This is a genomic window from Terribium retamae, from assembly GCF_022347545.1.
Lineage (GTDB): Bacteria > Pseudomonadota > Alphaproteobacteria > Rhizobiales > Rhizobiaceae > Mesorhizobium > Mesorhizobium retamae.
This window is the reverse complement of sequence record NZ_JAKREW010000033.1, coordinates 56,492-68,040: the sequence shown is the minus strand read 5'-3', so window position 1 is coordinate 68,040 and position 11,549 is coordinate 56,492. Positions and strand designations below refer to the sequence as shown.

General features: G+C 59.1%; 11 protein-coding genes. 6 read left to right on the top strand and 5 right to left on the bottom strand.

What is annotated here, in order from left to right; genetic code table 11:
• Positions 1-128: 128 nt before the first annotated feature.
• From L4923_RS23890 to L4923_RS23875, 4 genes are all read right to left on the bottom strand, one after another.
• Entirely contained in the window at positions 129-1,103 is a 975-nt protein-coding gene (locus tag L4923_RS23890) for a sugar ABC transporter substrate-binding protein (RefSeq protein ID WP_239369605.1), read from the bottom strand.
• A gap of 53 nt (positions 1,104-1,156) precedes the next feature.
• Positions 1,157-1,846 (bottom strand): GntR family transcriptional regulator, encoded by a 690-nt coding sequence (locus tag L4923_RS23885; protein ID WP_239369604.1) that lies wholly within the window; start codon positions 1,844-1,846, stop codon positions 1,157-1,159.
• A gap of 70 nt (positions 1,847-1,916) precedes the next feature.
• Positions 1,917-3,116 carry a mandelate racemase/muconate lactonizing enzyme family protein gene (locus L4923_RS23880; protein WP_239369603.1) on the bottom strand — a complete coding sequence of 400 codons (1,200 nt, stop codon included), beginning with the start codon at positions 3,114-3,116 and terminating at the stop codon, positions 1,917-1,919.
• Positions 3,116-3,778, bottom strand: coding sequence for a FadR/GntR family transcriptional regulator (locus L4923_RS23875; protein ID WP_239369609.1), 663 nt, complete (start codon positions 3,776-3,778; stop codon positions 3,116-3,118). Before L4923_RS23875 ends, L4923_RS23880 begins: the two co-directional genes overlap by 1 nt.
• A 160-nt stretch (positions 3,779-3,938) precedes the next feature.
• On the opposite strand from L4923_RS23875, the gene L4923_RS23870 reads away from it, so the two are divergent.
• From L4923_RS23870 to L4923_RS23855, 4 genes are all read left to right on the top strand, one after another.
• Complete coding sequence (locus L4923_RS23870) at positions 3,939-4,829, top strand: SMP-30/gluconolactonase/LRE family protein (protein ID WP_239369602.1); 891 nt, start codon at positions 3,939-3,941, stop codon at positions 4,827-4,829.
• Between the two features lie 72 nt (positions 4,830-4,901).
• Positions 4,902-5,684 carry an SDR family NAD(P)-dependent oxidoreductase gene (locus L4923_RS23865; protein WP_239369601.1) on the top strand — a complete coding sequence of 261 codons (783 nt, stop codon included), beginning with the start codon at positions 4,902-4,904 and terminating at the stop codon, positions 5,682-5,684.
• A 25-nt stretch (positions 5,685-5,709) separates the two neighbouring features.
• Positions 5,710-6,957 carry an enolase C-terminal domain-like protein gene (locus tag L4923_RS23860; protein ID WP_239369600.1) on the top strand — a complete coding sequence of 416 codons (1,248 nt, stop codon included), beginning with the start codon at positions 5,710-5,712 and terminating at the stop codon, positions 6,955-6,957.
• A gap of 86 nt (positions 6,958-7,043) precedes the next feature.
• The gene (locus L4923_RS23855; protein ID WP_239369599.1) at positions 7,044-8,198 is read left to right on the top strand and encodes a fumarylacetoacetate hydrolase family protein; all 1,155 of its coding nucleotides are present in this window, start codon (positions 7,044-7,046) and stop codon (positions 8,196-8,198) included.
• On the opposite strand, the gene L4923_RS23850 is transcribed toward L4923_RS23855, so the two are convergent.
• Positions 8,199-9,053 (bottom strand): MurR/RpiR family transcriptional regulator, encoded by an 855-nt coding sequence (locus tag L4923_RS23850; protein ID WP_239369598.1) that lies wholly within the window; start codon positions 9,051-9,053, stop codon positions 8,199-8,201. It abuts the gene before it with no gap.
• A gap of 435 nt (positions 9,054-9,488) precedes the next feature.
• On the opposite strand from L4923_RS23850, the gene L4923_RS23845 reads away from it, so the two are divergent.
• Together L4923_RS23845 and L4923_RS23840 are read left to right on the top strand one after the other, a co-directional pair.
• Positions 9,489-10,136, top strand: coding sequence for a cysteine hydrolase family protein (locus L4923_RS23845; protein WP_239369597.1), 648 nt, complete (start codon positions 9,489-9,491; stop codon positions 10,134-10,136).
• A complete protein-coding gene (locus L4923_RS23840; RefSeq protein WP_239369596.1) occupies positions 10,133-11,443 on the top strand; it encodes a M20 family metallopeptidase in 1,311 nt (436 codons plus the stop codon). Before L4923_RS23845 ends, L4923_RS23840 begins: the two co-directional genes overlap by 4 nt.
• The last annotated feature ends 106 nt before the right edge of the window (positions 11,444-11,549 follow it).

The following is an 11,549-nucleotide window of genomic DNA, read 5'->3' as shown; positions in this document are numbered from 1 at the left end:
CCCGCCCCGCGCGGCCCCGCGTTTCTGTTTTTTTTTTTTTTTTATAATAAATTACTTTTTTTTCAATACACTCATTCTGTGCGGGGCGGCTGGGCCGCCGCGGGGGGCACGCCTAAAGGATTGGAAGATCAGCGCAGGCCCTGCTTGGACATTTCCATGATCGCAGGGACGTCTTTCGGCGTGACAATGCCCTGCCCAGTGTCGATGTCCGCGGGAGTAAGGCCGGCAGTCTTGTAGAGGTAGGTCTCCATGACCGGCATGAAGCCTTGCATATAGGGCTGCTGGTCCACCTGGACTTGCACATAGCCTGCCTGCATCTGCTGGAGGACTTCGGGTACCAGATCGAAGCCACCCAGAAGCACCTTGCCGGGTTCGACGCCACGATCCTTGAGCACCTTTGCGACGCCGGCTTCCCAATAGCCGGTGTCGAAATAGGCTGTCGTGTTGGGATTTGCATTCAGATAGGCACCGATGCGGTCCGCAGTCAGCGCAAGATCGGTAGCGGAATCGATGCGCGTGATGTTGATCTCGCGATCCTTGTGCTCCGCTTTGTATTCCTCCAAGAACTTGGTCACACCGGCGGCCCGCTGCTCTGACCACGTTTGCCCCGGAGCATTCACGCCGACCAGCAGGTTGAGCGGACCTTCCTTCGGGAAATTCTCGGACTGGGCCTTTGCCAGCGCGTAGCCCGCAGCGACGAAACCCTGGCCGATAAATGCCTTGCGGGCGTTACCCTTGGCGCCTTGGCTATCATCCACATTGACCGCAAGCACAAGTATGCCCGCGTCCGTGGCTTCCTTGATCGCATTGTCATAAGCCTTGTCGTCGACGATGGCGACGAAGATCGCGTCCGGCTTGGATGCAATCGCAGCCTGCAGATTGGCCACGGCCTGTTCGACCGAACCTTCCTGCTGCGTCAGTATCAATTGGCAGGTTGCTCCAACTTTGGCGCAGGCGTCGTCATACCCCTTCTTGACCGACTGCCAGAAAGTGTTGGACGCCGAAGAATGGCTGATGAAGGCGATGTTGAGACCTTCGGCACCAGCCGGCGAAGCGATCAGTGACAGCCCGAGCGCGGTGGTAGCCAGAAATTTTTTAAGCATGCTTTCCTCCGTTGACATGTTGTTGTTTTTGAGCGCTTCCACGCTGCTTCCGTTCAACTGCGGTCGAACAGTTCCGCACGGCTGCCGGCGATTTCCGGCAGCGAGTTCAGGATTTCTCTCAAATGCAGGCGCATTGCCTGCTCAGCCCCAGCCTGATCGTTCGTCGCGATGGCCTCGACGATGCGTTCATGCTGATCGATCAACCGGGTGACATGCATGTCGTCGACAGACAGGAATCGAACACGATCCATCTGCGCCTTGACACTCTCAATGACGTTCCAGGCATAGCTCTTCCCAGCAGAGGCTGCGAGCGTGTGATGAAAGAGTTCATCCAGGCGCAGAAATGCCGACCGGTCGTTATGCGGAACCTTCTTCTGCTCAACGACCTGTCGGCGCAGCTCATCAACCGCGTCTGGTTCGCGGCTCTCAGCAATCAACCGCACGACATCGGCCTCGATCGCCTCGCGCACAAAGCGCGCATCCATCACGGCCGCGACTGAAATCTTCGTTACAAAGGTCCCCCGTTGGGGCAGGACCTGCACAAGTCCTTCTTCGGAAAGCTTGATGAAAGCCTCACGCACCGGCTGACGGCTAACGGAAAGGGTCTTGGCGACCTCGGATTCGGAAAGACGTTCGCCGGGCAGGAGTTCGGCCTGGATGATGCGCCTGCGCAGCAGACGATAGACCTGCGGTCCGACCGTCTCCCCCAGGGAAATACCGGCAGGCACATCAGCGATTTGCATGGAGCCCTCCTCCGAAGCCGAAACGGCCTACCCTACTACCATACCAGTTAATCGCATTTGTCCTTCTCGTTCAACCGGTCTTTGACGAACGACGGTGGACTGTGAATTTCCGGTCGATGTCCTCTGCGAGATCGACGCCATGACCAGGCCCTGGTGGAACGGTGATCATTCCGTCTTTGACGCTCGGAAGTTGTGTGGTGAGATCGGCGTACCAAGTCTTGTAGTAGGCGCGCACGCTTTCCTGGACGAGTGCATTGGGCGCATTGAGCGAGAGGTGCGTCGAGGCTGAAAGCACAACCGGTCCGGTGCAGTCATGTGGGGCGACGGGCAGATGCCAGGTCTCCGCCATCGTTGCGATTTTCTTCGCTTCGGAGAGTCCCCCGCACCAGGACAGATCAAGCATCACCACGCCCGCCGCATCCGTTTCCATCAGGTCGCGGAAGGCCCACCGCGTCGCCAGAGTCTCCGAGGCGCAGAGTGGAGCACGGCTAGCTGCGGCATAGCGCTTCAGGCTGGACAGAGAATCCATCTTGATTGGATCTTCGTGCCAGAACGTGCCGTATGGCTCGAGCGCCCGGGCGATCTCGATGGCAGGCGTCAGTTGCCACATCGAGTGGAACTCGACCATGATGTCGATCTTATCTCCCACCCGCTTACGGATCTTCTCGAATGGCTCGAGCGCCGTCCTCAAATCCGGTCCTGAAATATACTGGCCCGACGTCTTCTCTGCCGCGATATCGAATGGCCAGATCTTCATGGCGGTGATGCCATCGGACAGTAGGTCCTCGGCAAGTTCATCTGCCCGCTCGAGAAACCCGTTCAGATCGTCATAGTCTCGTGCCCTTTCACCGAGCCCGTAATTGGCCGTCTGCTGCCCCTTGGCATGACGCATGTAGGTGTTGCCGGCACAAGTATTGTAGGTCCGAATCTCGCGACGCGAGAAACCGCCAAGTAGCTGGGCGATAGGTAGATTGGTGGCCTTTCCGAAGAGATCCCACAGCGCGATGTCGATCGCCGAATTGCCGCGCGTTTCAACGCCTGTCGAGCGAAAGCCGAGATAACCGGTCAGGTCCTTGGAAATCCTGTCGATCTCCAGCGGGTCACGCCCGAGCAGCTTGGGCGCCGCGACCTCATGGATATAGGCCTCAACAGTTTCGGCCATGAAGAAGGTCTCGCCGAGACCGGCAACGCCTTCGTCGGTGTGGACGCGCACCCACAGGATATTCGGGAACTCCGTGACCCGAATGGTTTCGAATTCTGCGATCTTCATCAATACACTCCAGCAGCCAGAAGCGCCTTCACGGTCAGATCGAAGTGCTCGCCCATCGCGGTCTCCCCTTTGGCAGGATCGCCATTGGCAATGGCTTGGGCGATCGCCAGATGGGTGTCGACGCTTTCCTGGCGAGTTTCATTGCTGCCGCGGCTTGCCCATCCGATAGGCCAGGTGTGGCGCGTGACGACGTGGAAGGAACCCACGATCATCGAGAACATCGGATTCTTGGAAGCGATGCCGATAGCCTCATGGAAGGCGATGTCGTGCTCCATGACCTTTTGCGGCTCGTGAAAATCGCGCTGCATGGCTTCGGCGAGCTTGAGGATCTCAGCAGCCTCCTTGTCCGTACGCCTCAACGCAGCCAACGCCACCGTGCGCCGCTCCACCGTGCGACGAACATCGAAGATCTGCTGGATCGTAGCCTGGTTGGTGTGAACGGCATGATCGGTGATCATGGCCAGAACGTCCGCTCTCGGCGCTGCCACGCGGGCACGTCGGCCGTTTCCGATATCGATTAATGTCAGCGCGGCAAGCGAGCGATAGGCTTCGCGCACGATGGTGCGTGACGTTCCCGTCAGTTCGGAAAAGGCGCCTTCGCTAGGCAACTCGTCGCCGACCTGCAGGCCATTGTCGCGGATATGGCTCTGCACCGCGGTCATCACGCGATCGAGCAACCCCTCACCACCGATACGATCGGCGGGCGCCTGGGAGCTCAATTCGGTTTCCATCGCTATCCCAGCCTATCATATAGGTTGAAGTGTACCTTGCAATAGATTCGGAATTGCCTATTGTCAACGCGATTTGGAGAAGGGAGGACGGATGCAGGCCGATATTTTCTTCGAGGCGCGCGACGTCGTTGGCGAGAGCATAATCTGGTCGAGCCAGGAAAAGGCTCTCTATTGGGTCGATATCGGCGGTAAACGCATTCATCGCTTGGAGATCGCCGACCGTCGGCATGACATCTGGGTGACGCCGGATTTTCCGACCTCGATCGGCCTGCGCAAAGATCGTGGCTTCATCGTCGGCCTTCGTCGCGAAGTCTGTTTCTGGCAGCCAGACGGAAGATTCGAGATCTTTGCCGCTATCGAAAACGACTTGCCGGACAATAGGCTGAACGAGGGGCGTGTCGCACCCGACGGATCGTTCTGGGTATCGACTATGCAGAGCAACCTCAATGCGGACGGCTCGCCGAAAGACATGGACCGCGCGTCCGGCGCGATATACCGGATCGATCCGTCGGGCGAGGTCACACAGTTGACGCCTAACGAATACGGCATCACCAACACGATGGGCTGGACGCGCGACAACCGCTTTCTGTTCGCCGATACCCTGGCGAATGCCATCTATTGCTTCTCCTATGACCCGAACGCAAAGGCGATTTCGAAGCGGCGCACAATCGTCGAAAGTTTCGCGCGGGGTCTCCCCGACGGTTCTTGCCTCGATGCGGACGACAATCTTTGGAACTGCAGGGTCGTTGGAGGCAGCGCAGTCGCCAAATTCAACGCTGACGGCAGCCTTTTGGATCTTGTCGAACTACCGGTGAGTTGGCCAACCAGCTGTACTTTCGGCGGGAACGATCTCACGACGCTCTATGTCACCTCGGCCCGCTTCACCATGACGCCCGGCCATCTCGCGGCACATCCGCAGGAAGGGAGCCTCCTTGCTGTTGAGCATGCCGGACGCGGTGTCCTCGAATCCCAATTCGGCTGACGATAACCACATTGACAAACTTGTATGGTAGCATTCTAGTTTGATGATCGATGAACTACGGACCGTCCTGGCATGCAATTCGAGGGCAAGAGCATCATAGTCACTGGAGGTAGTCTCGGCATGGGCCGAGCCTGCGCCGAACGTTTTGCCACGGAGGGCGGCCAGGTGCTGATCGTCGCCAACGACGGCGCAACGATCGACCGCGCCATCTCGGACATCGGCGGCAAGACGGCCGGCTTCGTGGGTGATGTCAGGATCGCCGCAGACATGGAACGCGCGGTCGCTGACGCGGTGCAGCGTTTCGGCGGGGTCGACATCCTCGCCTGCTGCGCCGGGATCCAGCGCTATGGGACAGTCGTCGATACGGCCGAGGAAGTCTGGGATGACGTCTTGGACGTCAATCTGAAAGGCATCTTTCTGGCCTCGAAATATGCCATCCCGCAAATGAAGAAGCGCGGCGGCGGCGCCATCGTCGCGATCTCGTCCGTGCAAGCCTACGCATCGCAAGCTGGCGTAGCGGCCTATACTGCTTCGAAGGGCGCGATCAACGCCCTGATTCGCGCGATGGCGCTCGACCATGCCGGTGACAACATAACCGTCAACGCCGTCTGTCCGGCCTCGATTGACACGCCGATGCTGCGCTGGGCCGCGGATCTCTACAAAGGCCAATTGAGCCAGGACCAGATGATCGCGCAATGGGGCAAGGGCCATCCGCTTGGTCGCGTCGGCAAGGCGGAGGAAGTTGCAGAACTGGTCGCCTTCCTTGCCAGCGACAAGGCCCGTTTCATCACCGGCGCCGACCTCAAGATCGACGGCGGCACGATGGCCAAGCTGGGCATTGTTCTCCCCGACTGAAAAGCAGCAAATTCGAAAGCAGATGATGAAGCGGCCCAAGATCACCGATATCCGCGCCACCACCGTAACAGTTCCGCTGGAAGCACCACTCAGGCATTCCAACGGCGCCCACTGGGGCCGTTTCGTGCGAACGATTGTGGAGGTGGAAACTGACGTCGGCATCGTCGGCTTGGGGGAGATGGGCGGCGGCGGGGAAAGCGCCGAAGCCGCCTTCGCCGCGCTGAAGACCTATCTCGTTGGCCACGACCCCTTCGAACTCGAACAGCTCCGGTTCAAGATCTGCAACCCGACGGCCAGCCTTTATAACAACCGCACACAGATGCATGCGGCGATCGAATTCGCCTGTATCGATATCATGGGAAAGTTCCTGGGGCTGCCGGCCTGCGATATCCTCGGCGGCAGGATGCGGGACGAGGTCGGCTTCGCCAGCTATCTCTTCTTCCGGTTGCCGAACAAGGACACCGGCGAAGGCGAGGTCCGCACGGCCGACCAGTTGATCGCCCAGGCGCTCGAGCTGAAGAAGAAACATGGTTTCACGGCACACAAGCTCAAGAGCGGTGTGTTCCCGCCCGAATACGAGCTGGAAGTCTATCGCGCGCTCGCCAAGGCAGTCGGCTCAGACACAGTCCGCTACGATCCCAACGCCGCGTTCACTGTCGAAGAAGCGATCCGTTTTGCCAAAGGCATCGAAGACCTCAACAACGACTATTACGAAGATCCGACCTGGGGCCTGAACGGCATGCGTCGCGTGCGCGAAAATACGCACATGCCGTTGGCGACCAATACGATTGTAGTGAATTTCGAGCAGTTGGCGACCAATGTTCTCAACCCGTCCTGCGACGTGATCTTGCTCGACACGACATTCTGGGGCGGTATCCGGCCTTGCATCAAGGCAGCCACGGTCTGCGAAACCTTCCAGCTTGGGATCGCCGTGCATTCCTCGGGCGAGCTCGGCATTCAACTCGCCACCATGCTGCACCTCGGCGCCGTCCTGCCGAACCTCGTTTTCACCGCGGATGCGCACTATCACCAGCTTGCCGACGACATCATCGTCGGTGGCCCGATGAAATATGTTGACGGAAAGATCTCGGTGCCGACGGCTCCCGGGTTAGGCGTTGAACTCGACCGCGAAAAAGTCGGCAAATATGCCGATCTATACAAGACGCTTGGCGGCTATCCATATGATCGCGATCCTGCCCGGCCGGGCTGGTTCGCGACGGTGCCGAACACGCGATGGGCCGACCCTGGGGATGATCGCGTCATCGACTACTAGCAGGCTCAAATTTGTCAAAGCTCCGCTCTGGAGCTTGCGGACATTCACAAAATCAAACGTAATCGCCCAAAAAGGGAGCGAGTGACGTGACAGCCCAGCAGGATATCTTCAATGTCGGCACTTTCGTGGGGCGGGTTTGGAACCCTTCGTACGCCGGACCCTGCCTTGTCGTGCTCCGTAACGGCAGGCTGATCGACATCACATCCAAGACCACGCCCACCATGCGCGATCTGCTCGAGCGCGAGGATGCCGCGGACTATGTGACGCGAGCCGATGGTCGGGAACTGGCATCGCTGGACAGCCTTCTTTTACCGTCAGCCGATGGCCAGAACCTGCAGACCATGCACCTTCTGGCGCCCGTTGATCTTCAAGCGGTCAAAGCCTGCGGCGTAACCTTTGCGCGTTCCATGATCGAGCGTGTCATCGAAGAACGCGCGGCCGGCGACCCTGACCTCGCGGCCAAGATCCGCGAAAAAGTCATCGCCATTGTCGGCAACAGCTTGCGCAACCTGAAAGCAGGCTCGGCCGAAGCAGCCAAGGTCAAGGAAGCGCTGATCGAGGAAGGTGTGTGGTCCCAGTATCTCGAAGTGGGGATCGGGCCGGATGCCGAGGTTTTCTCGAAGGCGCAGGTACTCTCTTCGGTCGGCCATGGCGCGGATGTCGGACTTCACCCTATTTCGAAGTGGAACAATCCCGAACCGGAAATCGTGCTGGTCGTAAACTCGTCCGGCATGGTGAAAGGAGCAACGCTCGGCAACGACGTCAACCTGCGCGACGTCGAAGGACGATCGGCCCTATTGCTCGGCAAGGCCAAGGACAACAACGCTTCTTGCTCCATCGGACCGTTCATTCGCCTGTTCGACGCGACATATTCGATCGACGATGTCCGCAACGCAGAACTCAGGCTGAAGGTCGAAGGTGAAGACGGTTTCGTGCTCGACGGGCGAAGCTCGATGAAGGAAATCAGCCGCGACCCGCTCGATCTCGTGTCACAAACCATCGGCAGACACCATCAATATCCCGATGGGCTCGTGCTGTTCATGGGTACACTCTTCGCCCCGACCGAAGATCGTGAAACACCGGGACAAGGCTTCACCCATAAGATCGGAGACATCGTCACGATCTCCAACGACGAGCTTGGGGCGCTGACGAACCGGGTACGCCTCTCGACCGATTGCTCGCCCTGGGTGTTCGGACCGTCGCATCTCATGCGCAACCTGGCAGCTCGTGGGCTGCTTTGATTACGTATCCCCTGACTTGTCGCCTCGCTCGAACCTGACCGCGTCCCAGGCCTTGATGCGGTCGCGCGTCGCATCCCAGTCGCGCTCGGAAATACTGGCGACCATTGCGTCGACGATCGCGAGGGCGCCTGCGTAGCTGTCCCATGCGGTCCTGTTTTCCGTGGGCAAGGCAATAACCTCGGCGGCATAGGCAGCAGCCGGCGACATCCATTTGTCCGTAACGAGTATGACCGAGGTCCCTGCCGACTGGCGCACCTTGCTCGCCAGTTCGACCAGGCGCTGCTGATAGCGGCGGAAATCGAAGATGATCAGGAGGTCGCGCGAACGCATGCGCAGAATGTATTCGGGCCAGATTTCCGTATCTGGCGGCAGATGGAAAACGTTGCGCCTGACCTGCCGCAGATGCCGCGAGAAATGCTGGGCAATGGCATCGCTAATACGGCCACCGACGATATAGACGGCGCGCTTGTCGTCCGCCACCAGATCGCAGATGCGTTCGAACTGGCTTTGCGTAAGCGACTCGCCCACGGCGCGTACGGCTTCGGCAGTCAGGTCCAGGAAGGACTGCAGGAAATCCGCTCCGCCCCCGGTCATGCGCTCATGCAGATCGACAGGAGAGCGGTGCCCTTCCTTCAACTCGCCGATCAGCCGTCGCTGAAATTCCTGATAGCCGTGACAGCCGAGTTTCGTGACGAAGCGCGTGATCGAGGGCGCCGAGACCCCCGTCTGCTCGGCCAGCGTCTGGATCGTCTGCAATCCGGCGAACGGGTAGTCGGACAGCAGTGCCGCGGCGAGCTTTCGCTCAGCAGGGGTAAGCGTTTCGGCAAGGCTGTCGATCTGTTGGCGTAGCTCCATGCTTCACCCTTCCATATAGAAATTTTTCAGTCAATCTCGATTCATATGTTGACATTGACGGAATTTTTTCATCATCTTTTGGAAAAAAGAATGGGAACTGAAATTGAAAGTCAACTTGCCATCAGCACTGCGCACATCGCGTGTTGAGGTCCCTTCGCCTAAAGGGATCGACAGCGCGGCGCAGTGTCTGTTTTTTCCAGGCCGCAAACATAGTCTCCAGCTAGATTCTGCCGATCTTCGTAGCCTCGGCATATCGCTGCCTCGCCCTGAAACGTCATACACCGCGCATCGACGTGGAACGCCGCGTGAAGACAGCCTTCCAGCGCCGCGCATCCCAACATCTCATAGCCGCACATGCACCTTCGTCACCACGCTCGAAAGGGACATTCGCTTAACCACCGTTAGCGGCGGTGCAGCGGAGTTGGAGACTACCCTATGACATTGACCCGCGATGTGACCCTTGTGCCCGAACAATCTGCGCTGCTCTTCATCGACGTTCAGAACTTCTCAGCCCACCGGAAAGGCGCTGAATTCGCTGATCTCAACGACGCCGAATTCAACGAGCGATATGGCTGGTTTTTCGAAGAACTTCGCAACGCCGTCATTCCTAATATGCAACGGCTGCAACAGGCGTTCCGGGATCGCCGCATCGAGGTGATGTACACCACCATAGAGAGCCTTACCAAGGACGGGCGCGACCGCAGCCTCGACTACAAGATCACTGGTTTCAACGTGCCCAAGGGGTCGTGGGACGGCAAGGTTATCGACGAGCTTGCTCCCGGTGACGACGAGATCTGCTTGCCCAAGTCATCATCATCGGTCTTCGTTTCCACCCATATCGACTACATCTTGCGCAACCTGGGCATCCGGCAGTTGGTCATCAGCGGTATCCTGACGGATCAATGTGTGGAAAGCGCCATCCGCGATGCCTGCGACCTCGGCTATCTGGTGACCCAGGTGACTGACGCATGCGCCACTTACACCAGCGCGCGGCACGACAACTCACTCAAAACGATCAAGGGTTACTGCCGCCAGGTCACGACCGACGCACTGATTGCAGAATTGGAAGGAACAAGCCAATGAACGGAACGAACGACGTCTTTAGCCGTATCGACGCCGATCGCGACTACGTCGTCAATCTGGCGCGAGATCTTGTCAGGGTTCCTTCCGTCAACCCGAAGTTCCAGGTCGAGCAGGGTCTCAATCGTGAAGCCGACGTGCAAGTGCTTCTCGATGGCCACCTCAAGGAACTCGGCTTTCAGACGCGTAGCTGGGATGTCTTCCCCGGGCGTCCGAACCTGATTGGCGAATGGGACGGTTCCGACGACAAGAGCCTGATCCTGTGCGGGCACATCGATGTCGTCCCGGTTGGCGACACGAGTCGTTGGGCACGCGACCCTTTTGGCGGAGAGATCGCCGAAGGCAAGCTCTGGGGGCGCGGCGCCGTCGATATGAAAGCCGGTGTGGCCGCCTGCGTGGCCGCGGCACGCGCGGTGAAGCAGGCCGGTATCGAGCTCGAGGGCCGACTGGCCATCCACAGTGTCGTCGATGAGGAAGCCGGTGGCTTCGGGGCCATGGATCTGGTGAAACGGGAGAAGCGTCTCGCTCGGCGTGCGATCATCGCCGAGCCGACCTGGGGCAACATCGTTCCAGCCGAAGGCGGGTTGACCTGGGTGAGGGTCACTATCTTCGGGAAACAGGCGCATGCCGGTTGGCGTTTCAATTCGATGTGGCCGCAGCCGCTTGTCCCGGGCCGTCTCGAACCTGGCGTCAACGCCATTGAACTCGCGACACGTTTCCTCATGGCCCTGCGCGATTTCGAACAGTCACGCTGCCGGGACAACTGGCATCCACTGACGCCGGCAGGCCTTGCCACGATCAACCCCGGGGTTATTCGCGGCGGCGCAGGCCTTGGACCGGACGGCACGCCGCAGATCATGACCAATGCGGCGATTATTCCCGACGTCGTCACGATCGACCTCGACTACAAGTTCATGCCACAGGAACGGTTCGAAGACGTCAAGGCCGAATTCGAGAATTTCGTCAGCCATTTCGCCCAGACGGACGCATGGATGCGCGATCACCCCCCGGCAATCGAATGGGATCTGTTCGGACTGAACTTCCCGCCGATGAATACACCTGTCGACGACCCTCTGGTTTCCTCGCTCGCCGAAAGGGCCAGGCTCGTGCAGCGCAAGGCACCGGAAATCAAGGGGTTCGAGGCCGTCACCGATGCCGCTCATTACGCCGGTGCTGGGGTCGTGCCGGTGATCTACGGACCCGGCGGCGACGGCTTCCATGGCGACAACGAATGCGTGGAGATCGAAAGCCTGATCGAAACGACGAAGGTGATCGCCGCCGCGATCATCGACAACTGCGGAACGCGCTAGGGCAGCTGGGGCAAAAGTGCGCAGCGATTAGCGCCCGCAATTGCATAAAAACAAAGAGTTAGGGCACCTCGACGTTTCCGTGAAGCGGAAACGCTCCAGACAAAAC